Genomic DNA, 21,237 nt, shown 5'->3' on the forward strand with positions numbered 1-21,237 from the left:
TCCTGTTCGTCTCCGATTTCCCTACCGCGTCGCTTATGATCTATCAATCCTTATTCCCAGCGATAGCGGAGAATACGATGCAGCGGCGGAAGAGAAATCAAATCAAGATCATGGGGTAACTGGTGCTGCTAGAGAGATTTGAACTCTCGGCCTCTCCCTTACCAAGGGAGTGCTCTACCCCTGAGCTATAGCAGCATCCGGCGCCGCGGATAAGTCCGTTCCGGCGCGAGCGAGGGCCTATTGCCATAGGTTTTTCACAAGCGCAAGCACCAATCCGTAGATTTCGTGAGGCGAAGGCGGAAAAGCGTGCATGGCTTTCGGTTGTCGCGAATTTGCGCTATTGCGGCGGCATGGACGAAAACGACGATCAGAACGGTGGCAATCCCCAGGCAAAACCCGCCCGCTCAAGGGCCTCGGAGGCCGAGCGGCAGGCGCAGGCGCGGCGCGAGCGGGCCGCAAGAACGCTTAGGGAAAATCTCCTGAGGCGCAAGCAGCAGGGCAGGGCGCGCAGGGCCGGCGCGGAAGACGAACGGTCCAACCTGCCGGCAGCAGTGGACGGCGATACGGGAAATTCGGCCGAGCCGACGGATGTTGCCGCAAATTCGCGCGAATCAGGCGAATAAGTTCCGGCGAACCTGCAGTCCGGCTGTCGCCCCCGCGTTTTGGCCGTCTGCCCGCGCAATGTCCTTCTCATTTCCCGGCGCTTCGGTTATGACGCGCCAATCCCACAGGAAGATTGTCTTCAAGAAAGGCGGGCACGGGCCCGTAATATCATATGGACCGTATCAGAATTACCGGCGGCAACGAGTTGCGCGGCATCATCCCGATCTCCGGCGCGAAGAACGCAGCCCTGCCGCTGATGATCGCCTCGCTTCTCACCGACGACACGCTGACGCTTGAGAACGTACCGCATCTGGCAGACGTCGAGCAGCTTATCCGCATCCTCGGCAATCATGGCGCCGACATCTCCGTCAACGGCCGCCGCGAACGCCAGGGCGAAAGCTACGCGCGCACCATCCATTTCACCTCGCGCAATATCGTCGATACGACGGCTCCCTATGAGTTGGTCTCGAAGATGCGCGCCAGCTTCTGGGTCATCGGCCCGTTGCTTGCCCGCGAAGGCAAGGCCCGCGTTTCCCTGCCGGGCGGCTGCGCCATCGGCACGCGGCCGGTCGATCTGTTCATCGAAGGTCTGGCGGCGCTCGGCGCCAATATGGAAATCGACGGCGGCTATATCAATGCAACGGCGCCCAAGGGCGGCCTTGTCGGCGCCCGCTACGTTTTCCCGAAGGTTTCTGTCGGCGCGACCCATGTGATGATGATGGCGGCAACGCTTGCCAATGGCACGACCACCATCGGCAATGCTGCCCGCGAGCCGGAAGTCGTCGACCTCGCCAATTGCCTCAATGCCATGGGCGCCAAGATTTCCGGTGCCGGCACCAGCACCATCACCATCGAAGGCGTCACCTCGCTCTCCGGCGCGCGTCACCGCGTCCTGCCGGATCGTATCGAAACCGGCACCTATGCCATGGCCGTTGCCATGACCGGCGGCGATGTGGTGCTTGAAGGCACGAATGCGGCGCTGCTCGACACTGCTCTCGAAGCGATCCGCCGCGCCGGTGCCGAGATCACCGAGACCGAAAGCGGCCTGCGCGTCGTGCGCAATGGCGGCGGCATCAAGCCGGTCGATATCGTTACCGATCCTTTCCCGGGCTTCCCGACGGACCTGCAGGCGCAGTTCATGGGCCTGATGACCAAATCCTCCGGCGTTTCCCACATCACCGAAACGATCTTTGAAAACCGCTTCATGCACGTTCAGGAACTGGCCCGCCTCGGCGCCAGGATCTCGCTGTCGGGCCAGACCGCCAAGATCGAGGGCGTTGGACGCCTGAAGGGTGCGCCGGTCATGGCAACGGACCTGCGCGCCTCGGTCTCGCTGGTCATCGCGGGCCTTGTGGCGGAAGGCGAAACCATGGTGTCGCGCGTCTATCATCTCGACCGCGGCTTCGAGCGTCTGGAAGAGAAGCTCAATGCCTGCGGCGCCAATGTCGAGCGGGTCAGCGACTGATCCGTGAAGCCGCAGCCGGCTGTTGCGCAAAGGGCGCCGCCGTCCTATGTCCTTCATCGGCAATGCGCTATGAAAGGCTGCGGCAAGGGGTTGATACGCATGACTACATTGAAGCTGATGGCGCTGGACGTCGAGGATCTGGAGATCGTTTCCGCCCATGTGCAGGATGCGGTCTTCAAGGTTTCCGATCTTGCCTTCAATGCCCGCGCCGGGCAATTTTCCGTCGAGATCAATCGTTTCGTCTGGGAAACTGCTGAGGCGCGTTCGAAGGTTTACGAGCGCCGCCGCGCGGCGCTTGTGTTCAAGCGGGTTGAGGCGGTGCGCTCGGTCGGTTTCGACCGGGGCGACAACGACAAGGTGCTGTCGCTGCTGGCGATCAGCTTCGAGCAGAAGGGCGAGGGGCCGGACGGCACGATCGAGCTTCTTCTCTCTGCCGATGCGACGATTGCGCTCGATGTCGAATGTATCGAAGCGCAGCTTGCCGATACGGGCGGCGCATGGGAAACCGGCTTCAAGCCGCGCCATCCGGCGGCCTGAAGTTGTGGAAGGGGCACTGCCGCCCTTCATTCCGGCAGGAGAGCCGCTCCGGCTTTCGGTTTGATCTGCAGAAAACAAGGACCTGATCGCGTGGCTATTCGTCTGGATTACCTCTCCCCCGCCTTCGAGAAGGATTTTGCCGCCTTCCTGACGACGAAGCGCGAGGTGTCCGAGGATGTGAACGCGACGGTACGCACGATCATCGAGGACGTGCGCCTAAGGGGCGATGCAGCTCTTGCGGAATATACCCACCGCTTCGATGGCCTGGATTTTTCCGTCACGCCGATGAAGGTGACGGCAGAGGAAATCGACGCGGCCATCGCTGCCGTGCCCTCCGAAGTGCTGGGCGCGCTGAAGGTTGCCGCCGTGCGCATCGAGGCCCATCACACCCGCCAGCGTCCGAAGGATGATATCTACGAAGACTCCATGGGTGTCGGTCTCGGCTCGCGCTGGACGGCAATCGATGCTGTCGGCCTTTATGTGCCGGGCGGCACGGCGAGCTATCCAAGCTCCGTGCTGATGAATGCACTGCCGGCAAAGGTTGCCGGTGTCGAGCGCATCGTCATGGTCGTGCCGGCCAATGGTGGCGTCATCAACCCCGCTGTGCTCGCGGCCGCCCGTATGGCCGGTGTCGAAGAAATCTACAGGATTGGCGGTGCGCAGGCGATCGCCGCGCTTGCCTATGGCACCGAGACGATTGCGCCTGTCGCCAAGATCATGGGTCCGGGCAATGCCTATGTTGCGGCCGCCAAGCGTCAGGTCTTCGGCACCGTCGGCATAGACATGATCGCCGGCCCTTCGGAAGTGCTTGTGATTGCCGACCGAGACAACAATCCGGACTGGATCGCCGCCGATCTTCTCGCCCAGGCGGAGCATGATGTCGGCGCCCAGTCGATCCTGATCACCGACGATGCGCCGCTGGCTGCCGCCGTCGAAGCGGCTGTCGAGCGTCAGCTGACAGTTTTGCCGCGAGCTGAAACGGCGCGCGCCAGCTGGCGCGATTTCGGCGCCGTCATCCTTGTGCCGGAGCTGGAAGTGGCCGTGCCGCTGGCAAACCGCATCGCCGCCGAACACCTCGAGCTGGCGCTTGCCGATGCCGAAGCGATGATCCCGAAGATCCGCAACGCCGGCGCGATCTTCGTCGGCAGCCATACGCCCGAAGTGATCGGGGACTACGTTGGTGGCTCGAACCACGTTCTGCCAACGGCGCGGTCCGCCCGCTTTTCCTCGGGCCTCGGCGTTCTCGATTATATGAAGCGCACCTCCATCCTGCGCCTTGGTGCCGATCAGCTTCGCGATCTCGGCCCTGCGGCCATCGCGCTGGCCCGCTCGGAAGGGCTGGAAGCCCATGCGCGCTCGGTTGCAATCCGCCTCAATCTCGGGGATGAGGGATGACGAAGCCCTCCAGCCACCGTCTTTTCGATGTCGTGCTGGATGAGACCATCGGCCGCTCGACGCCGGATGTCGAACACGAGCGCGCCGTTGCCATCTTCGATCTGATCGAGGAAAACTCCTTCGAGCCCGCCGGTCATGCGGGCGGGCCCTACCGCTTGAAGTTGTCGCTGATCAACGCCAAGCAGCTTGTTTTCGCCATCAGCACCGAGAGCGGCGAGGCCGTCGCCACCCATATCCTGTCGCTGACGCCGTTCCGCCGCATCGTGAAGGACTATTTCATGATCTGCGAAAGCTACTACGAGGCAATCCGCCAATCGACGCCAAGCCAGATCGAGGCGATCGACATGGGGCGTCGCGGCATCCACAACGATGGTTCGCAAACCCTGATGGACAGGCTGGAGGGCAAGATCAAGGTGGATTTCGATACCGCGCGCCGGCTGTTCACGCTGGTTTGCGTGCTCTATTGGCGCGGGTAGGGGCGTGACGGTGGCGTTCGCTTCCGAACGCGAGGAGAGGAAGCCGCCGGGCTCCATCCTCTTCATGTGCGGCATGAACGCGATCCGTTCGCCGATGGCAGAAGTCCTGGCAAAGTCGATCCTGCCCGCCGGCACCTATATCGCGTCTGCCGGCGTGCGCACCGGCGAACGCGATCCTTTCGTCGATGTCGTTCTGGAAGAGCTTGGCCTGACCATCGGGCGCCACCAGCCGCACACGCTGGAAGAGCTGGAAGACGATTACTTCGACATGATCGTGACACTCGCGCCGGAGGCGCATCATGCGGCACTGGAACTGACCCGTTCCATGGCGATCGACGTCACCTACTGGCCGACGCCGGACCCGACGGTGGCCACCGGTACCCGCGAGCAGATCGTTTCCGCCTATCGTGAGGTGCGCGAACATCTGGAGACGCTCATCCGGCATCGTTTGCTTGGACAAAGCCGCGCCAACATGCCATAGGCAGACAAATCAAGGAAAAGCGGGATCATCGCTGTTCACAAATGGGCAGTGATTGTGTAGTTTCCGCGCAAATTTTTAAGGGGCGGCAAGAGCGTCCCCAGCAAAACCAGAAAGACATATCCTACATGGCGAAAGAAGAAGTCCTCGAATTCCCGGGCGTTGTTACCGAATTGCTTCCGAACGCGACGTTCCGCGTGAAGCTTGAAAATGAGCATGAGATCATCGCGCACACGGCTGGCCGCATGCGCAAGAACCGCATCCGTGTTCTGGCCGGCGACAAGGTTCTGGTCGAGATGACCCCTTACGATCTGACCAAAGGCCGCATCACCTACCGCTTCAAGTAAGCACATCCGCCGGCGCACCGTGATGCCGGCCGGCTTTGGCTGGATGCGGCAAGCCCGCATCGTCGGCCCTGAATTTGCCCCGAACCGAAATCGAACGATGGCCCTGTTGCGATGACACAAAAGCTAATCCTCGCTTCCGGCTCGCCGCGGCGTGTCGAACTGCTGGCGCAGGCCGGCATCGAGCCTGCGCGCCTGATGCCGATGGATCTCGATGAAACCCCGAAGCGCGCGGAGCATCCGCGCTCGCTTGCCTGGCGTCTCGCCGGCGAGAAGGCGCGTGCGGCCCTTGCGGCGGTGAAAGGTGAGCCTGGTTGGGATGAAGCCTATATCCTGGCGGCAGACACGGTCGTCTCCGTCGGCCGGCGCATTCTCGGCAAGCCGGAGCTGGTGAGCGATGCCTCCAGCGCCCTGCATCTTCTCTCCGGCCGCAGCCACCGGGTCTATACCGGTATCTGCCTGATTACGCCGACCCGCGCCGTGCGCCAGAAGGTGGTCGATACCAAGGTCCGCTTCAAACGGCTCTCGACGCGCGATATCGACAGCTACATCGCGTCGGGCCAATGGCGGGGCAAGGCGGGTGGCTACGGCATCCAGGGCATCGCCGGCAGCTTCGTGGTGAAGCTCATCGGCTCCTACACCAACGTCGTCGGCCTGCCGCTGCAGGAGACGGTCAACCTGCTTTCCGGTGAGGGATACGATATCCATAGCGGCTGGATGGAAGGCTGAGCATGGGCAGCGACGATCAGGAAAAGCCGTCTGCAAAGGTGGCGCCACTGCGCAAGACCGTGCCGTGTCCCGAATGCGGCAGACCCTCACACCGGGAACATTATCCCTTCTGCTCCGACCGTTGCCGCAATGTCGACCTGAACCGTTGGCTGACCGGCTCATACGCAATTCCCGTTGCCGATGACGAGACAAAAGCTGACGACAACAGCTGAAATGAGCTGCGTAATTCGCCCGATAAGCAAGTATTATCAATCGCTTCTGACCATACGCAAAAAGCTGCAAAAAAACGTCATTTGGTGCTGGACACCGCCGAACAAGATGTTATAACCCCGCTCACTTCCGGGGCGCACCAAACGCCCCACGGTTTCCCGAATGGAAACAACTGCTTGCGAAGCAGGGATGCCCGGATAGCTCAGTTGGTAGAGCAGCGGATTGAAAATCCGCGTGTCGGTGGTTCAAATCCGCCTCCGGGCACCATATTTTTCTCTCGAAATCAAACAGTTAGAAATCGTGCGCTTAACGTTGGGTGCTGCAACGTGTTGCAAAGTATGCCCAATGATCTCAATGGATGCAGCGTGTTGCCGCTCAGTCCATGAAACACTTTTGGAACACGGGGGAAGGCTATGCTTTATCCCTCATTGCAGTTATTCGGAGATAGCACTTTGGTTCTGCAAGCTGCCGAACCATCAGGAATTTCGGAACCCGTTCGGGTTGGTCGGCGTACGCGCGGCCCGGGAGAGATCGCCATGGGCCGCGCCGTGGGCTTACTGGGAGCCGAACCGGTCGATCACGTCGGTCAAATCGACATGGCCCTGACAAGTTCCGTTGCCCGGCGATACCTCACCGTTCTCCAAGGAAACTGCATGGATCACGGCGGGGTCGGCTTCGAGACGGTTCCGCAGGGCCGAGAGCTTCGGCCAGCGGGACCTGTCGGCAACCTGATGGAAATCGAGCCAGCGAGCGACGCCGATCAGAATGCCGTCGGCCAGCGTGGGATGGTCTGTGATCAGATATCGAGTATTCCCAATCATCTCTTCCAGCCGGTTGTGGCGTTCGATGACGGCTTCACGGCCCCATTCCTTCAAGGCCGCTTGCATCGCGGGCTTGGGTGGCTGCATTTCCATCGCGGCCCATAGAGGACCGAACGCTCCGGTGAAGCCGGTATTGATGAACGCCATCAATTGACGCATCCGGTCGGCCTCTCGCGACAACGGATCGAAGCTGATCCGTCGTTCTGTATCCCGGGCTTCCAGCCATGCGGAGATCGCAAGGGTTTCCGTGAGCACGTCACCTTGGTCGGTTATCAATGCGGGCGTTTCAACGCGCGGGTTAATCCGCCTGTAAGAGGGATCGCGCATCTCACCGAACATATCGACCCGGCAAAGCCTGTAGGGCCTGCCCATCCATTCGAGAGCGGCGACGAGGCCCATGGAGCTTCCCGCCGGAAAGCCGTATATGAGTATGGGTTCCATTCTCTCGTTCTCCGTGATTTCTTCTGATCACGCTGCGCAGCGAAGCTGAACCATACCGGGCGGCTGCGCCAAGTAAATTACGCACCTTTTTGTTACCATGAGCTACGAGTGAGAAATCTTATTTCCCGCTGCCCCATCGAGGAAGTGATGCAGATACTCAGCGGTCGTTGGCCGACATTGCTGATCTACTATCTGCAGGAGGGCACCAAGCGGTTCAGCGATCTTCGCCGGGACAATCCGACGATTTCGCACAAGATGCTGACGCTCGAACTGCGCAGGTTGGAGGATGCCGGCATCGTCCGCCGCACCGAGTTTGACGGCTATCCGCTTCGCGTCGAGTACGATCTGACAGCTGCAGGAGTACGGCTGTTGCCGCTCATTGATGCGTTGGGCGATTGGTGGGAAGCTACAGAGAGCAATAATTGACGACACCACACGCATGGCTTTACTTTCGAAGGTGCTTAAATTCGCAATCTGTTCTTCGATGCCGGTGACGTTTCTGTAATCACCGCGCCGCAATTCTTAACCAGTTCGGAGTAAAAGAGGCCGACTTCGTTTGGAACGCCTTATGCCCGTGTCCCTGCCATTTTCTCCTGACAGCTTGCCTGAGACCAAGTCCGCCCGCAAAACGTCGATGTTTGCGGAATTGCTTATTGATTTCGATGGTAGCGTCGTCTGGAGCGACGATGGGGCGGGTGCCCTGTTTGGCGTTCTGCCGTCACCGGGCGACAGCCTTGCCGACATGCTGAGCATTCGTCCAATCAACCAAGTCCCCAACGCCGGCGGATTGAACCTGACATCACCCCAGGGTGGGGTGCTTTGAGGCTGGCTTACATTGAACCAGCTGTATTCCTCCCGCTCGGCGCTCATCTGGCCGATCGTGCCTTCGAAAAAGGAAGCGGCAGACGCGCTGAAACTTGCGCGTCTGATCTGATCGGCGAGGTGACGTATCGACCGCAGCAAGTCACACAGGCATTCTGCCAAGGTCGAGCCGACACTCTGAAATTATCAGTCAATTGGACGTGGTCCTGTTCGCGATACGAACCGGAGCCAAGCAAGCCATAGCTCGTGCGCCAGGTAGACAAGCAGGTCGCCATTGCTGGATGCCGTTTTCGCCATCTCACCGACTCCGACCTCTTCCGTCGTCACCATGCAGCCTGACCCCTGGGGCGTGAGCAACCAGCTTTGTGCATATTGCGGGGGCGGGCCTGGTGCGGTCACGGTATAGCCAAGGCGTCGGCCGGGTTCGGCGACGTATATCTCTGTTTCTTAGATGCCCAAAACTCCCGCTGCTGGCGAATGGCGGCGCCGACTACCGCGGTCGCGGGGTCACCGGATCGCAGAACGGCAGGGTGCTGGCGCGGCGGATTGCTTGCGCGAGGCGATCGTTGGTCTCGGCAACGGTCGGGACTTGTCCGTATTTAACCGCTGCCCTGCTGATGGTCTCGTCGATGATCCGCATGGCTGCGGCAACGGTGGCGGCGCATAATCGCACCTCGAAATCCGTTGGCGAAAGATCAAGTCGCGAAGCAATCACGCCCGCCATCGTCATTTCCGTCATTCGTGTGGCCATGAAAAAAGGTTCGAGCAGGGCGGGCTCGTCCTCCAGCCGCGCGATAAGGTGCACGACCAACCTGCCGTCCTCGATTTCCTGGGCGCCGATCTTGCTGAAGTCGTAGGCAAGCTCCAGAAACCGCTCTACGGACATATCGAGGGGCCAGTTCTTGAGCTTTTCGGCAAAGCGCTGCGACGTCAGCGCAAAGAGCGGCTCAATGCAGCTCTCCTTCGTGCGAAAATAACGCCAGAGGGTTCGCTTCGAGATGCCGGCCGCATCCGCGATCTCGTCGCCGCTAGTGCCTGCAACCCCTTTCTCGAGAAATAGACGCGCGGCGCTTCGTGCCACGTCGATATGCGCGCCTTCCCGAACCGTCCTGCTCATAGCGATCTCCGGCTGATGCTTCCAGACCTCAGAATATGTCAATATGTGCCATTTTACCAAAATAAATGTGTTAGGCGCTCCAGGATTTCAGCATCTATCGCATCACAATAATGACACTAAGTGCCATTATTGGTTTTTCCGGGCTAGGAACATGGGGTCCTGTCACCACCATTTGCGAGGAAACATTGATGAGAAGATCCACCGCCATCGCGATGTCGCTGGTCGTCCAGTTCAGCAGCGTATCGGCACAACCCCTGGAGAACGACATGTCAAAGATCACCTATCCGGAGACGGAGCGCGTCGATGTGACGGAGGAGCATTTCGGCCGGACCGTCGTGGATTCCTACCGCTGGCTGGAAAACGAGGCCACCAATGATCAGGCTGTCGCTGCCTGGATCGAGGCGCAGAACAAGGTGACGCAGGACTATCTCGATACGCTTCCGGGTCGCGACATCCTGGAAAGCCGGATGACGAGCCTGTTCGATTACGAGCGCTATACGGTCCCTCGCAAGCGTGGTGATCGATATTTCTTCACCCTGCACAAAGGTCGTGAGAACCAGCCTTCCTTGTATGTCCGAGATGGCGCCTTCGGCGACGTTCGTCTTTTGCTTGATCCCAATTCCTGGTCGGACGACAACGCCGATGCGATCGGCGAATGGAGCGTCTCGGACGACGGCGGCTACGTGGCGTTCAGCGTGCAGAAGGGCGGTAGCGACTGGCGGACCATCCGGGTGCTCCATGTCGAGAGCGGAAAGGAGCTTGAGGATGTCGTGGACTGGGCCCGGTTCACGCGTATCAACTGGGCTCCGGATAATTCAGGCTTCTTCTATTCGCGCATGCCGGAGCCGGTTCAAGGTGCCGCGGGCGCGGCCATTGCCAATCACGCCGTCTATTTCCATAAGCTCGGCACGCCTCAGGCAGATGATCGGCTGATCTATTCCTCACCCGATCGACCGGGCCTGCTGCATGTCTCCGATCGCGCGGAAGGCGGCCGCTATCTCGCTATTTCCTCGACGCCGGGAACGAACGAAAATGCACTCACCGTTGTCGATCTCGCGTCCGCGGATTGGAAGCCGCAGACGATCGTGCCGCATATGGACGCTGAATGGTCTGTCATCGGCAATGACGGCAGCAAGCTCATTCTTGTCACCACCGATGGAGCCGAGCGCCGGCGCGTCGTGTCGCTCGACCTCACCGAGCCTGATCCGCATGCAGTTGAGATCGTCGCCGAAGATGCCGACAACGCGGTTCTGAATGATGCCGCGCTGATGGGTAACGGACTTTTCATCGCCTATCTCGTCGATGCCAAAACGGAAATACGCCGCTTCAGTATGAACGGCGCTTTCGACGGGACGGTCGGGTTGCCCGGCATCGGTACGGCGGGCGGCTTTCAGGGACGTCCGGGCGATACGGAGGCGTTCTTCGGCTTTACCGCCCTCGATGCGCCGACCGCGATCTATCGATATGATACGGACACCAATTCCGTAAAGCCTTGGGCGGAGCCGAAGGCTTCCCTTGATCCGAACGATATCGCCGTCGAACAACGGTTTTATCGGTCGAAGGACGGGACCGAGGTGCCGATTTTTATCGTACGCCGTAAGGACGTCACGACAGCTGCTCCGACGCTGCTCTATGGATATGGCGGCTTCGGAATCCCTCAGCTTCCCTATTACAATCCGATCCAACTCGCCTGGGTGGAGCAGGGCGGAGTCTTGGCAATTGCCGGCATCCGCGGCGGCGGGGAATATGGCAGAGCTTGGCATCGCGCCGGACAGCTCGATAAAAAGCAGAATGCGTTCGACGATTTTATCGCCGCCGGCGAATTCCTGAAAAAGAGCGGCATTACCGCATCGAACGGGCTTGCCATCCAGGGCGAATCCAACGGCGGCCTTCTGGTCGGGGCGGTGACGAACCAAAGGCCCGATCTGTTCGACGTCGCGCTGCCGGGCGTCGGTGTGATGGACATGCTTCGCTTTGCCAAGTTCACGGCCGGAGGGTTCTGGATCAGCGAATTCGGCGATCCGTCCCAAGAGCCGAATTTCCGCACCATAATGACCTACTCTCCCTATCATACGATCAGGCAGGGTGTGGACTATCCGGCAATCCTGGCGACGACCGCCGATGCCGACGATCGCGTCGTTCCGGCCCACACGTTCAAATACATCGCCGCCTTGCAGGCCGCCGACCTCGGATCGAAACCGCGGCTGGCCCGCATCGAGACGAGGGCTGGTCATGGTGCAGGCATGCCGCTCGAAAAGCTCATCGCCCAGCACGCCGACATGTGGGCTTTCGCCGCCCACTGGACGGGCCTGAACATCAACCCGGTTAAGCCAATCCAACCAACTGCAGAATGATGATGACCATGTTTGATCTGAAGAAGACCCATATATCGATTTTGGCCGGGACGCTGGGCGTGTTGACGCTCGCCGGCTGCACGACTGCCGGAGATGATCCTTACGGCGATGGGCGCCACTGCTCCGCGTACCGGGATTACAGTCGCTGCATGTCCATGCAGCAGCGCCGTCTTCAACGCGAGCAACTTATGAACCAGGAAAAAGCGCTGATTAACGCGGAACAGGCCAGAGAAAACCTGCGAATGCTCCGGGAGATCAGAAGGAGGCGCGAGGGCTATTGACCGCCGCACCGCCTGAGGTTCGCCCTGACCCGGGAACGGATTGTAGCTGACCTGCGATAGACCGTTTTCGGGGCTGCAGCGAGAGCAAGATGATGACCTTCCTGGTTCAGCTCTCGCGAGCCTCGGCCCAATGCGGATACGTCACGTAAGCCGTCGTCGCACCCTCTTCGTCGGTGGAAATCGTTACGGATTGACCTTTGGGCATATAGACGATGTCTCCCGGCCCTGCGGTGACAGTGCCGTCGCTTGTAGCTACGGACAAACGTCCCTCAAGCACGATCATCGTGTCATCCACGGCCATCGTTTCTGTGAGCGCTTGTCCGGGGGCATAGCGGCCGTAGCCGATCGTGACTGGGCCGCCGGTTGTCTCGTCAACCAAGTTTCCGACATAGACATCTGCATCCTGTCCGGGCGATTTGACGAGCTTTGCGTCAGATAAACTGAATTTTTGGACCTTCATTCGCTGTCTCCCTGCTTTCCAGCCGACATAGCGCGAAACCCTGGTCTGCCAACCCAAACCGAAGGAGAAGAGATGACCGAGAAAACCTGCTCCGTTCCGACGCCTGAGCAGCGCAAGTACCTTGAAATCCGCGAGACAGCTGAACGCGCCATGCTCGATAAGGTCTTCAGGGCGATCGACGACGCAGCCATCGAAGTTGCTGAGGGATTTAAGGAGGCTGGGCTGGAATTCGAACCGACCAGCAGGGAGTATTTTATGTTCACGGTGCAGCAGGTGACCTTCGTGCGCCTGTGCGGCGGCGACCCCGATACGCTGCATGGAGGCGATCCCGAACTCGGTCAGCGGATCGTGAACAACGGCCAGCACATCATCGACAACTACTGGAAAAGCGGCGAGCGCCTCTAAGCGTGTCGCGCCCTTTCAGGTTCGCTCGCACGCTTTAGGACTTTGTTTTCACGCATGTCTTTTCGCAAAACGCTGCACACGTTTGCGCGGCATGCGTGGATGAATTTTATTCGTCCAGCGGTATGCCGGGGCAAATATTGCGCGCTCCCGACCTACACGTCGAAATTTGTCGGCAGGACAATCATGTCCCGGATCGTGACGTTTCGCGGTCGGGTCAGCATGAAGATGATGGCGTCTGAGACCTCTGAAGGCTCGATCAGGCTGCCATTGGCTTTTGCCTTCTCAAGGTTTTCCGCGGGCCAGTCTGCGAGCAGGGCGGAAACCACCGGGCCGGGGGAGACCTGGCTGACCCTGATGCCGTGGCTCTTGAGCTGCCGGCGCATGATCTGGACGAAACTGGTAATCGCCCATTTGGAGCTGGAATAGACCGGCTCCCACTGGATCGGCGCATGGCCGGCCACAGAGCACGTAACCAGGATGTCCCCGGTCCCGCGCTCGATCATGTGCGGAGCGACGTCGCGCACGTTTTTCATGACGGCATTTATGTTGAGGTTGAGCATCCGGTCCATTGTCGCGGTATCGGTATCGATCAGGTCCCCTCCAATGTAGGAGCCGGCATTGCAGTGCAGGATGTCGAGGTGATCGACCTTCGCCAGGATTTCCGGGACCATGGCCGCACAGCTCGCGGCGTCCAGAAGATCGGTAACCTGTATCACGACGGCGTCGCCGAACTCGGCGGCGTAGGTTTCGAGCGCCTGTTTGTTGTAATCGACCATCACAACCTTGGCGCCGGCATCGATCAGGGCACGGGTCGTGGCCAGCCCGATACCGGACGCTGCCCCGGTCACCGCAGCGATCTTTCCTTCAAGTGGTTTTGTCATCGTCTTGTCTCGCTCTTTGTTTTCAGACTGCAAGGAAGCCGCCGTCGACGGGCAGGACTGCGCCACTGACCATGGCAGCGTCCTCCGAAATCAGCAGTGCTATCGCGCGTGCGACGTCGTCGACCTCCGCAAAACGCGCCATCGGATGGCGTACGATCATCGGGTCACGTTTTGAAGGTTCGGACCACGCCTTGGCGGCAAGTTCCGTCATGGTCACGGTCGGCGCCACCGCGTTGACGCGGATTCCGTAGGCGCCAAGCTCCTTGGCCATGACGCGCGTCGCGCCTTCCAGTCCCGCCTTTGAGGCGGCGTAAGCCACATGATCCACGAAACCGCGATGTCCGGCGATCGAGGTGACATTCACGATCGTACCGCCGCCGCCGCCATTTGAAATGCGAGCCCGCGCAAACTCCTGCGCGCAAATCAGCGCGGCCCGCAGGTTGATGCCAAGCACCTGCTCATAACCGTCCTCGGTCATATCGAGCACGCTTTCGAGCACGTTGGTTCCCGCGCAATTGATGAGCGCGTCTGCCAATCCCGCCGTCTTCATGGCGGCGCGTGCCGCGGCATTGTCCGCGAGATCGACCGATAGCACGGTTGCGCCGAACTTCGCGGCCAGTTCATCCAGATCGGCCTGCGAGCGCGAAAGGGCGACGACCCGCGCCCCCCGCTGCGTGAGCAGTTCAACGCAGGCGCGACCGATGCCCTTGCCAGCACCGGTGATGATGACTGTTTTTCCCGTAAAGTCCGACACGCTCGATCTCCCGCTGCCTGTTGCTCAGAACGCCAGTCTTTGGTCGGTCTGCCTGTCGAACACGTGAGCCGCGGCCGGATCGACATTAAGTCTAATCCCGTCGCCCGGCTTCAGTGCGAGGCGCTCGCGGAAGGCACACAACACACGCTGGCCCACCAATCGGGCTGCCAGGAGAATTTCCGCCCCCGTCGGCTCGATCAATTCGACAGTCACCGGCACGCCCGTCTCGCCATGCGACAGCGTCCACTGGTCGGGACGAACGCCGTAGATCACCTCCTGGCCGTTGCTTGCCTTGATGCCTTGGGGAAGGGGAAGGGCCGATCCATCGGCGAGCCGAGCCGCGTTCAAAGAGAGATCGATCGTGGCCGGCAGCATGTTCATTGCCGGCGATCCGATGAAGCCGGCGACGAAGGTATTGGCCGGCCTGTCGTAAAGCTCCAGCGGCGCGCCGATCTGCTCCACCTTGCCGTCGCGAAGCACGACGATGCGGTCGGCCATGGTCATGGCTTCGATCTGGTCATGGGTGACGTAGACGGATGTCGCGCCGAGGCGCTGGTGAAGAGCCTTGATCTCCGAGCGCATATCCACGCGCAATGCGGCGTCGAGGTTTGACAAGGGCTCGTCGAAAAAGAACGCCTTTGGGTTGCGAACCATCGCGCGTCCCATGGCGACACGCTGCCGCTGGCCGCCGGAGAGCGCCTTCGGATAGCGGTCGAGATAGGGCGTAAGCCGCAACATCTCGGCAGCCTTGTCGACCTTGATATTCCGATCGGTAAGAGTTTCGCCACGCAACTTCAGTGCGAATGCCATGTTCTCGCGGACGGTCATATGCGGATAGAGCGCGTAGTTCTGGAAGACCATCGCCACGTCACGGTCCTTGGCGGGGATGTGGTCGACACGCTGTCCGCCAAGCTTGATCGTGCCGCCGGTGATCTCCTCAAGGCCGGCAAGCGATCGCAGCAGCGTGGATTTACCGCAACCGGAGGGTCCGACCAGGACGACGAACTCACCGTCGGCTATATCGAACGAGATGTTGCGCAGTGCGTGATAGGAGCCGTAATGCTTGTCAACCTGGTCGAGCTCGATCGTCGCCATATCTCAATCCTCAGTCAGTGTGGCGGCAAGGCCGCGGATCATTCGGGACGGGTGCGGGGGCAGTTTCACCATGAGGTGTATCCTGCATCCGCAACCACAATGCTGCCGGTCATCAGGCTGGCGGCATCGGATGCCAGGAACAGGACGACGGACGCAATTTCCTCGACGTCGCCCATGCGCTTCATCGGCGTCATGTCCATCCACTGTTTGTCCCAACCGGTCTTTTCGATCGCGGCCTTCGTCATGTCGGTCGCGATATAGGTCGGCGCGACCGCGTTGACGCGGACGCCCCGCTCGGCCCATTCGGCCGCAAGCGACTTTGTCAGCATATGAACGGCCCCCTTCGAGGCGTTGTAACCGGCTTGCGGCTGCGGGCGGTTGGCGATGATGCCGGACATAGAGCCGATATTGACGATCGAGCCCTTGCCCGCCTTCAGCATCAGGTTTCCGAAGGCGCGATTGCTCCAGAACACGCCGTTGAGGTTCACGTTTGCGACCTTGAGCCAATCCGCATCGGACATTGCCTCCGCCGGGCTGTGGGCAGCGACGCCGGCATTGGCGACAAGAATATCGACGCGACCGTGCTTTGAAGCGATCGCCGCCGCGACACGGTCGGTTTCGCCGGAATCGGTCACGTCGAGGCGTACAAATTCGGCCTTTCGGCCCATCGCGGCGAGTTTCGAGACGGCCGACTGGCCGAGTTCTTCATCGAGATCGGTCAGCACGAGATGCGCGCCGGCTTCAGACAGCGCATCCGCGCAGGCATAACCGATGTTACGTCCTGCACCGGTGACGACCGCGACCCTTCCGCTCAGATCCAGCTTCTGCAGATACATGCTACTTACCAAGCTCGATCTGGATCTTCACCGAAGACGGCTTCGGCCGCACGGCGTAATCGAACGCCTCGACAGAATCCTCGAAAGCGTAGGTATCGGTGATCAGCGCGTCGACGTTGATCTGGTTCGATCCCAACAGCGCGACGATGCGCGGATAGACATGGGCGTAGCGGAAGACGTGCTCGATGCGCAGTTCCTTGGTCTGGGCGATGACGATATCGAGCGGCACCGGCTGCAGCGGCATGCCGACAAAGACGATGGCGCCGCCGGGGCAGCCGTGATGCACCGTGTCTGCGATCACTCCGGCCGCGCCCGAACATTCGAACACGACATCGACGCCCCAGCCGTCTGTTTCGCGGGCAATGACACTCTTCAGGTCCTGCGAGCGGACGTTGGCGGTCATGATGGCCGGCCCGAGCTTGCGCGCCACGGCAAGCTTTTCATCGACTACGTCGGTCACGATCACCTTGGCGCAGCCCGCCGACAGCGCCGCGATCGCCGTCACCATGCCGATCGGCCCAGCGCCCGTGACCAGCGCGACCGCGCCGGGCGTCAGTTTCGCCTTGGAAACGGCCTGAAAGCCGACGGCCAGCGGCTCGACCATGGCGCCGGCGGCGTAAGAAACATTGTCCGGAAGCTTGAACGTGAAGGCCGCCGGGTGGATCACGCTCGGCCTCAGCACGCCATGCACCGGAGGCGTTGCCCAGAAGCGCACGGCGGGATCGAGATTGTAGAGACCGAGCCGCGACGCGCGGCTCTGAGGGTCGGGAATACCGGGCTCCATGCAAACGCGGTCACCCACTTTCAGGTTCTCGACCGCGCTGCCGACCTCTTCGATGATGCCGGCGGCTTCATGGCCGAGGATCATGGGCTCGCGCACAACGAAGGGGCCGATGGCGCCATGCGTATAATAGTGAACATCCGAGCCGCAGACGCCGACGGTCTTGATGGCGATGCGAACGTCGGCGGGACCGAGCACCTCTTTCGGGTCCAGGTCGCGAATGCGCAGTTCGTCTTTTCGTTCGAGAACGAGCGATCTCATGTCTTTTAGCCCTTTCGGATAATGAATACGGCCAGCGCCAGGCAGAGCACCGTCGCCACCCATAGGGGCAACAGGCCCTCCAGGAAGCGCATCCAGAGAAGATGCACCAGGATCAGGATCACGACCGAGATGAAGCCCCTGTCGAAGCCGTTGGTCCGGATCGGCAGAAACCCGTCGCGGTCGGCTTTATTGGGTTGAATGCCAGCCATCATCTTACCCTTTCAATGCACCGAAGGTCAGACCTGTCACGATGTGCTTCTGCACGAAGCCGAGCACGACCAGGGCCGGAAGCGTAGTGAGAAACGCCATCGCCGCCATCTCGCCCCAGTTCGTCCCGGTGACCGAGACATACTCGGCGAGCGCTGTCGTCACAGTCCTGGCGCCGGCCGAAGACGTAAGGGTCGCTGCGAACAGGTACTCGTTCCAGGCGAAAATCCAGGTCAGGATGAAGGTGACGGCCAATCCCGGCCGCGCCAGCGGCAGGATGACGTGGGACAGCACCTGACCGGTTGTGGCCCCATCGACCCTTGCTGCTTCGTCCAGCTCCAGCGGAATCCCGTCCAGCATGCCCTTCAGGAGCCAGATGGCGAAGGGCAGGTTGAAGACGCAATAGAGCAGGATCAGGCCGATCTTCGTGTCGAACAGCATGAAATCGCCGAAGACGAACCACTTGGTGAACAACAGAAAGAGCGGCAGCAGAAACACGGCCGGCGGCGCCATGCGGTTTGTGATCAGCCAGAAGAACACGTTGTCGCCGCCGCTGATCTTGAAGCGAGAGAGCCCGAATGCCGCGAGCAGGCCGAGCGCGCAGACCAGCGCCGCATTCGATGTCGCCACGACCATCGAATTCCAGAGATACTGCAGGAAGGTCGAGCTGTTCAGCACCGCCAGGAAATTGTCCCAGTAGAGATCGTCGATAAGGACCGACTTCGAATAAAGCTTCACCCGAGGGCGCATCGAAACGACCAGCATCCACCAGACCGGGAGCAGCGTCAGAATGGTCAGGCAGACCCACAGGATAAACGAGGTTATGCCGGAGCGTCTCATTGTGCGCCTCCCTTGCGGCCGGTCATGGCGACGAACAGCAGCCAGCTCAAAACGATGGTGACGTAAAGCGTGAGAAGGGACATGGCCGCGCCGTAGCCGTAGTCCGTCTTCGGAAAGACGTTGATCCAGATATGAAGGCCGATGAACCGGGTCGCTTCGGCCGGACCGCCCTTGGTCAGCATCCAGATTTCATCGACCGAGCGCAGCGCGTCCATCAGCCGGATGAAGACGGTCGTCAGCAGGACCGGCTTCAACATCGGCACGATCACGTACCAGAAGATCTGCAGCTTGTTGCCGCCATCGATCTGCGCCTGCTCGAGCGGTTCTTTCGGCAGGGCGGTCAGCCCCGCCATGAGGGACAGCGTGACGAACGGTGTCCAGTGCCACAGGTCCATGATGATCGCCGTGCCGAAGGCATGATAGGCATTGGTCGAGATGTTGTAGTCGATGCCGAACCAGAGTTTCAGGTAATAGGGCACGATGCCGAAGCCCGGAACGCAGAGCAGCCGCCAGGTGGCGCCGACTGCGATGGGCGCGACAACGATCGGCAAGGTGTGGATCGTGCGGAAGAACTGCCGACCCCAAAGGCGGTCTGCCATCAGCGCGCGGGCGAGGATGTAGCCAAGCAAAAGCTCGCTTATGACGACGAAGAAGGCGAAGACCAGCGTGCGCGCCAGCGAGTTCAGGAACGTCGTATCGAAAACCAGGCTGCGATAATTCTGCAGACCCGCCCAGCGCAGGGTGGGATCGACCGCGTTGGTGTTCCAGTCGAAGAACCCGACATAGAGAATGTAGATGAAGGGAAGGAACCCTACGACGAACAGGATTAGCGTGGCTGGTGCCAGAAACAGCCATCCGATGTTGGATTGTCTCATCCTTCGCTCCGTCAGATCATGCTTGAAGTGTTGTTCGCCCGGCAATGAGCGTCGCGGGAAAGACCCTGCAAAACGCAGTCAGGAAACGGGGCGGCCACCTTGTCTGAAAGGCGACCGCCAACCGCCGGGAGGTACGGTTTTTTACTTGCGATAACCGAGCTTCACGAGCTCCGCTTCGGCCGCTGTGGCGGCCTGGTCAAGTGCATCGTCCGGCTTGATTTCACCGATGATGGCCTTGTAGATGAACGGCGCGACGACCTGCAGAACCTGCGAATGGAACGGGTACGGCGGCGCACCGGCAAACAGCTTTCCATCCTCACGCATCAGCGTGTAGTACCCGTTCATCTTCTTGTCCTGTTCGACGATCTTGGGATCATCGTAGGTCGAGTTCATGACGATACGGGAGCCGGCCAGTGCCCAGTCGGTCTGCACAGAAGCCTGCCCGATATACTGTAGAAAGAGCAGCGAAGCGTCCTTGTTCTTGGACGAATGCGGGATGCCAAAGGCGCCGCCGTCGTAGTAGCCGATATACCCCTTGCCGGCTTCGGCCGCTTCCATCACACCCGCCTCGACCGGAGGCAATGCGACGCCGACCTTGCCGACGACGGTCGATTTGCTTTCGTCGGCCGCGATCCAGGCAGCGTTTTCGCCGTAGACCAGGCCTTGGGCTGCGCGGCCGGCGGCAAATGTGCCTGCAACCTCGTCCCAGGTGGAGGACGTCGATTCCGGCGGCGCGTATTGCAGCAGGCCGACCCAGTAGTTGAGCGCCTTCTTGGCGGCGGCGGAGTTCATCTGGCCGCCATTCGCTTCGGTGGCCGCGAAGGTCGTGCCATCGATGCCCCAGTTGTATACGCCGAAGGTCGGCGCGACCGACTCGAAGAATTCGTAGAAGGCGGCAGGGTGGCTCGACGAGGCCTGTACGGTCGTTCCCCAGAGCTCCTTGTCCGCACCGTATTCGGTGAAGAACTTGGCGATCTGGGTGTACTCTTCATGCGTCGTCGCGGGCTTCAGATCCGCGCCGGTTGAATCCTTGTAGGCTTTCTGGATCGCCGGATCGTCGAAAAGGTCCTTGCGGTAGAGGTAGGGCTTGATGAAGGCTTCCATGGGAACGCCCATGACATTGCCCGACTTCGGATCCTTGAAATAGTTCAGGAAGGTGGTGAAGTTCTCCGGCTTGAAGTCCGGCGAAGCGATCTTCGTGTTGTCAGCGAGCGACTTGGTGATATCGACCAAGAAGTTGCGGGCCAGATAGGTATAGACGATGTCCTGTTCGATATAGACGAAGTCATAGATGCCGGTATTGGCTTCCATGTCCTTGATCGCCTTGTCGTACATCTGGTCCCAGGATGTGGCTTCGAATTCGACCTTGATGCCGGTCTCTTCGGTGAATTTCGGACCGAGCACCTGCTCGACATATTTCGATGCGGGGGTCGATTCCGAGATGCCCCGGATGGTCGCGCCCTGATAGGGCTGGGCGGCAGTCTTCCACCAGGAATCCTGAGCAAGAGCGGTCGAGCTCCAAAGGCCAAGCGAGATGAAGCCGACGCCTACGGCTTTGACAAAACTGTTCATTGTTCTCCTCCATTTGGATCGCAAAATCGGTCCGGTTGTGCGTGCTAAACTCTCCTCCGACACGCTCAACGGACCTCAATAGTTGAGGAAAGAAGGGGTGGACACAAGCGCGGTCGTTGCGCGATACTGATACTCTCATGCGCGAAATGCCGAAAATATCCATGAAATCTTGTGTGCATTGCACAATCTAATATTGA

The 21,237-nt window shown here is 60.3% G+C and carries 26 protein-coding genes and 2 tRNA genes; 15 read left to right on the forward strand and 13 right to left on the reverse strand.

All coding sequences use genetic code 11. The features are described 5' to 3' along the window. Positions 1 to 120 precede the first annotated feature (120 nt). Positions 121 to 195: transfer RNA gene (locus BLX89_RS18310), tRNA-Thr, on the reverse strand. 155 nt (positions 196 to 350) lie between these two features. On the opposite strand from BLX89_RS18310, the gene BLX89_RS18315 reads away from it, so the two are divergent. The 10 genes from BLX89_RS18315 to BLX89_RS18360 all read left to right on the forward strand — a co-directional run bounded on the left by BLX89_RS18315 (position 351) and on the right by BLX89_RS18360 (position 6,504). Further along, complete coding sequence (locus tag BLX89_RS18315; protein WP_075292572.1) at positions 351 to 623, forward strand: hypothetical protein; 273 nt, start codon at positions 351 to 353, stop codon at positions 621 to 623. A 152-nt stretch (positions 624 to 775) separates the two neighbouring features. After that, a complete protein-coding gene (gene murA, locus BLX89_RS18320) occupies positions 776 to 2,068 on the forward strand; it encodes a UDP-N-acetylglucosamine 1-carboxyvinyltransferase (protein WP_075292402.1) in 1,293 nt (430 codons plus the stop codon). A 99-nt stretch (positions 2,069 to 2,167) separates the two neighbouring features. Continuing rightward, the gene (locus BLX89_RS18325; protein WP_075292573.1) at positions 2,168 to 2,605 is read left to right on the forward strand and encodes a DUF2948 family protein; all 438 of its coding nucleotides are present in this window, start codon (positions 2,168 to 2,170) and stop codon (positions 2,603 to 2,605) included. 90 nt (positions 2,606 to 2,695) lie between these two features. Next, positions 2,696 to 4,000 (forward strand): histidinol dehydrogenase, encoded by a 1,305-nt coding sequence (gene hisD / locus BLX89_RS18330; protein ID WP_075292403.1) that lies wholly within the window; start codon positions 2,696 to 2,698, stop codon positions 3,998 to 4,000. Beyond that, entirely contained in the window at positions 3,997 to 4,476 is a 480-nt protein-coding gene (locus BLX89_RS18335; protein ID WP_075292404.1) for a UPF0262 family protein, read from the forward strand. Before hisD ends, BLX89_RS18335 begins: the two co-directional genes overlap by 4 nt. Before the next feature lie 64 nt (positions 4,477 to 4,540). Beyond that, a complete protein-coding gene (locus BLX89_RS18340) occupies positions 4,541 to 4,957 on the forward strand; it encodes an arsenate-mycothiol transferase ArsC (RefSeq protein WP_075292405.1) in 417 nt (138 codons plus the stop codon). A 125-nt stretch (positions 4,958 to 5,082) separates the two neighbouring features. Continuing rightward, on the forward strand, positions 5,083 to 5,301 hold the full coding sequence (gene infA, locus BLX89_RS18345) for a translation initiation factor IF-1 (protein ID WP_004435948.1): 219 nt from the start codon (positions 5,083 to 5,085) through the stop codon (positions 5,299 to 5,301). 111 nt (positions 5,302 to 5,412) lie between these two features. Next, a complete protein-coding gene (locus tag BLX89_RS18350; protein ID WP_075292406.1) occupies positions 5,413 to 6,027 on the forward strand; it encodes a Maf-like protein in 615 nt (204 codons plus the stop codon). Positions 6,028 to 6,029: 2 nt separating this feature from the next. Beyond that, positions 6,030 to 6,239 carry a DNA gyrase inhibitor YacG gene (gene yacG, locus BLX89_RS18355; RefSeq protein ID WP_075292407.1) on the forward strand — a complete coding sequence of 70 codons (210 nt, stop codon included), beginning with the start codon at positions 6,030 to 6,032 and terminating at the stop codon, positions 6,237 to 6,239. Positions 6,240 to 6,428: 189 nt separating this feature from the next. After that, a tRNA-Phe gene (locus BLX89_RS18360) sits at positions 6,429 to 6,504 on the forward strand. A gap of 287 nt (positions 6,505 to 6,791) precedes the next feature. On the opposite strand, the gene BLX89_RS18365 is transcribed toward BLX89_RS18360, so the two are convergent. Then, positions 6,792 to 7,499 (reverse strand): glutathione S-transferase family protein, encoded by a 708-nt coding sequence (locus tag BLX89_RS18365; protein WP_075292408.1) that lies wholly within the window; start codon positions 7,497 to 7,499, stop codon positions 6,792 to 6,794. A gap of 108 nt (positions 7,500 to 7,607) precedes the next feature. On the opposite strand from BLX89_RS18365, the gene BLX89_RS18370 reads away from it, so the two are divergent. Together BLX89_RS18370 and BLX89_RS18375 are read left to right on the forward strand one after the other, a co-directional pair. After that, on the forward strand, positions 7,608 to 7,925 hold the full coding sequence (locus BLX89_RS18370; protein WP_075292409.1) for a winged helix-turn-helix transcriptional regulator: 318 nt from the start codon (positions 7,608 to 7,610) through the stop codon (positions 7,923 to 7,925). A gap of 142 nt (positions 7,926 to 8,067) precedes the next feature. After that, positions 8,068 to 8,322 carry a hypothetical protein gene (locus tag BLX89_RS18375; RefSeq protein WP_075292410.1) on the forward strand — a complete coding sequence of 85 codons (255 nt, stop codon included), beginning with the start codon at positions 8,068 to 8,070 and terminating at the stop codon, positions 8,320 to 8,322. Between the two features lie 489 nt (positions 8,323 to 8,811). On the opposite strand, the gene BLX89_RS18380 is transcribed toward BLX89_RS18375, so the two are convergent. Next, complete coding sequence (locus tag BLX89_RS18380) at positions 8,812 to 9,438, reverse strand: TetR/AcrR family transcriptional regulator (RefSeq protein ID WP_083637668.1); 627 nt, start codon at positions 9,436 to 9,438, stop codon at positions 8,812 to 8,814. A 188-nt stretch (positions 9,439 to 9,626) separates the two neighbouring features. Between BLX89_RS18380 and BLX89_RS18385 the strand changes: the two genes are divergently transcribed. Both BLX89_RS18385 and BLX89_RS18390 read left to right on the forward strand, forming a co-directional pair. After that, complete coding sequence (locus tag BLX89_RS18385; RefSeq protein WP_245292862.1) at positions 9,627 to 11,792, forward strand: prolyl oligopeptidase family serine peptidase; 2,166 nt, start codon at positions 9,627 to 9,629, stop codon at positions 11,790 to 11,792. 8 nt (positions 11,793 to 11,800) lie between these two features. Continuing rightward, positions 11,801 to 12,073, forward strand: coding sequence for a hypothetical protein (locus BLX89_RS18390; RefSeq protein ID WP_143523674.1), 273 nt, complete (start codon positions 11,801 to 11,803; stop codon positions 12,071 to 12,073). A 106-nt stretch (positions 12,074 to 12,179) separates the two neighbouring features. Here the strand turns inward: BLX89_RS18390 and BLX89_RS18395 are convergent, their stop codons facing one another. Beyond that, positions 12,180 to 12,590 (reverse strand): cupin domain-containing protein, encoded by a 411-nt coding sequence (locus tag BLX89_RS18395; RefSeq protein WP_075292412.1) that lies wholly within the window; start codon positions 12,588 to 12,590, stop codon positions 12,180 to 12,182. Between the two features lie 15 nt (positions 12,591 to 12,605). On the opposite strand from BLX89_RS18395, the gene BLX89_RS18400 reads away from it, so the two are divergent. After that, complete coding sequence (locus BLX89_RS18400; protein ID WP_075292413.1) at positions 12,606 to 12,938, forward strand: hypothetical protein; 333 nt, start codon at positions 12,606 to 12,608, stop codon at positions 12,936 to 12,938. Between the two features lie 152 nt (positions 12,939 to 13,090). Here the strand turns inward: BLX89_RS18400 and BLX89_RS18405 are convergent, their stop codons facing one another. The 9 genes from BLX89_RS18405 to BLX89_RS18445 form a co-directional block, all read right to left on the reverse strand. Then, entirely contained in the window at positions 13,091 to 13,819 is a 729-nt protein-coding gene (locus BLX89_RS18405) for an SDR family oxidoreductase (protein WP_075292414.1), read from the reverse strand. A gap of 22 nt (positions 13,820 to 13,841) precedes the next feature. Then, a complete protein-coding gene (locus BLX89_RS18410; protein ID WP_075292415.1) occupies positions 13,842 to 14,573 on the reverse strand; it encodes an SDR family oxidoreductase in 732 nt (243 codons plus the stop codon). A 24-nt stretch (positions 14,574 to 14,597) separates the two neighbouring features. After that, positions 14,598 to 15,668 carry an ABC transporter ATP-binding protein gene (locus tag BLX89_RS18415; protein ID WP_075292416.1) on the reverse strand — a complete coding sequence of 357 codons (1,071 nt, stop codon included), beginning with the start codon at positions 15,666 to 15,668 and terminating at the stop codon, positions 14,598 to 14,600. Between the two features lie 65 nt (positions 15,669 to 15,733). Continuing rightward, positions 15,734 to 16,504: an SDR family NAD(P)-dependent oxidoreductase gene (locus BLX89_RS18420; RefSeq protein ID WP_075292417.1), complete on the reverse strand. Its 771-nt coding sequence runs from the start codon at positions 16,502 to 16,504 to the stop codon at positions 15,734 to 15,736. Position 16,505: 1 nt separating this feature from the next. Next, positions 16,506 to 17,546 (reverse strand): NAD(P)-dependent alcohol dehydrogenase, encoded by a 1,041-nt coding sequence (locus BLX89_RS18425; RefSeq protein ID WP_075292418.1) that lies wholly within the window; start codon positions 17,544 to 17,546, stop codon positions 16,506 to 16,508. A gap of 5 nt (positions 17,547 to 17,551) precedes the next feature. Beyond that, positions 17,552 to 17,755, reverse strand: a complete 204-nt coding sequence (locus BLX89_RS18430; protein ID WP_425348619.1) for a DUF2160 family membrane protein — start codon at positions 17,753 to 17,755, stop codon at positions 17,552 to 17,554. Positions 17,756 to 17,759: 4 nt separating this feature from the next. Then, positions 17,760 to 18,593: a carbohydrate ABC transporter permease gene (locus BLX89_RS18435; protein ID WP_075292420.1), complete on the reverse strand. Its 834-nt coding sequence runs from the start codon at positions 18,591 to 18,593 to the stop codon at positions 17,760 to 17,762. Beyond that, entirely contained in the window at positions 18,590 to 19,468 is an 879-nt protein-coding gene (locus BLX89_RS18440) for a carbohydrate ABC transporter permease (RefSeq protein WP_075292421.1), read from the reverse strand. Before BLX89_RS18440 ends, BLX89_RS18435 begins: the two co-directional genes overlap by 4 nt. A gap of 141 nt (positions 19,469 to 19,609) precedes the next feature. After that, the gene (locus BLX89_RS18445) at positions 19,610 to 21,040 is read right to left on the reverse strand and encodes an extracellular solute-binding protein (RefSeq protein ID WP_075292422.1); all 1,431 of its coding nucleotides are present in this window, start codon (positions 21,038 to 21,040) and stop codon (positions 19,610 to 19,612) included. Positions 21,041 to 21,237: the final 197 nt, after the last annotated feature.

The organism is Pararhizobium arenae (genome assembly GCF_001931685.1).
Lineage (GTDB): Bacteria > Pseudomonadota > Alphaproteobacteria > Rhizobiales > Rhizobiaceae > Pararhizobium > Pararhizobium arenae.

Bases quoted from the DNA above. Each gene is read 5' to 3' on its own strand.
- BLX89_RS18315 (WP_075292572.1), top strand. From the start codon at position 351: ATGGACGAAAACGACGATCAGAACGGTGGCAATCCCCAGGCAAAACCC.
- murA (WP_075292402.1), top strand. From the start codon at position 776: ATGGACCGTATCAGAATTACCGGCGGCAACGAGTTGCGCGGCATCATC.
- BLX89_RS18325 (WP_075292573.1), top strand. From the start codon at position 2,168: ATGACTACATTGAAGCTGATGGCGCTGGACGTCGAGGATCTGGAGATC.
- BLX89_RS18335 (WP_075292404.1), top strand. From the start codon at position 3,997: ATGACGAAGCCCTCCAGCCACCGTCTTTTCGATGTCGTGCTGGATGAG.
- BLX89_RS18340 (WP_075292405.1), top strand. From the start codon at position 4,541: ATGTGCGGCATGAACGCGATCCGTTCGCCGATGGCAGAAGTCCTGGCA.
- infA (WP_004435948.1), top strand. From the start codon at position 5,083: ATGGCGAAAGAAGAAGTCCTCGAATTCCCGGGCGTTGTTACCGAATTG.
- BLX89_RS18350 (WP_075292406.1), top strand. From the start codon at position 5,413: ATGACACAAAAGCTAATCCTCGCTTCCGGCTCGCCGCGGCGTGTCGAA.
- yacG (WP_075292407.1), top strand. From the start codon at position 6,030: ATGGGCAGCGACGATCAGGAAAAGCCGTCTGCAAAGGTGGCGCCACTG.
- BLX89_RS18365 (WP_075292408.1), bottom strand. From the start codon at position 7,499: ATGGAACCCATACTCATATACGGCTTTCCGGCGGGAAGCTCCATGGGC.
- BLX89_RS18375 (WP_075292410.1), top strand. From the start codon at position 8,068: ATGCCCGTGTCCCTGCCATTTTCTCCTGACAGCTTGCCTGAGACCAAG.
- BLX89_RS18380 (WP_083637668.1), bottom strand. From the start codon at position 9,438: ATGAGCAGGACGGTTCGGGAAGGCGCGCATATCGACGTGGCACGAAGC.
- BLX89_RS18385 (WP_245292862.1), top strand. From the start codon at position 9,627: ATGAGAAGATCCACCGCCATCGCGATGTCGCTGGTCGTCCAGTTCAGC.
- BLX89_RS18390 (WP_143523674.1), top strand. From the start codon at position 11,801: ATGTTTGATCTGAAGAAGACCCATATATCGATTTTGGCCGGGACGCTG.
- BLX89_RS18400 (WP_075292413.1), top strand. From the start codon at position 12,606: ATGACCGAGAAAACCTGCTCCGTTCCGACGCCTGAGCAGCGCAAGTAC.
- BLX89_RS18405 (WP_075292414.1), bottom strand. From the start codon at position 13,819: ATGACAAAACCACTTGAAGGAAAGATCGCTGCGGTGACCGGGGCAGCG.
- BLX89_RS18415 (WP_075292416.1), bottom strand. From the start codon at position 15,668: ATGGCGACGATCGAGCTCGACCAGGTTGACAAGCATTACGGCTCCTAT.
- BLX89_RS18420 (WP_075292417.1), bottom strand. From the start codon at position 16,504: ATGTATCTGCAGAAGCTGGATCTGAGCGGAAGGGTCGCGGTCGTCACC.
- BLX89_RS18425 (WP_075292418.1), bottom strand. From the start codon at position 17,546: ATGAGATCGCTCGTTCTCGAACGAAAAGACGAACTGCGCATTCGCGAC.
- BLX89_RS18430 (WP_425348619.1), bottom strand. From the start codon at position 17,755: ATGGCTGGCATTCAACCCAATAAAGCCGACCGCGACGGGTTTCTGCCG.
- BLX89_RS18435 (WP_075292420.1), bottom strand. From the start codon at position 18,593: ATGAGACGCTCCGGCATAACCTCGTTTATCCTGTGGGTCTGCCTGACC.
- BLX89_RS18440 (WP_075292421.1), bottom strand. From the start codon at position 19,468: ATGAGACAATCCAACATCGGATGGCTGTTTCTGGCACCAGCCACGCTA.
- BLX89_RS18445 (WP_075292422.1), bottom strand. From the start codon at position 21,040: ATGAACAGTTTTGTCAAAGCCGTAGGCGTCGGCTTCATCTCGCTTGGC.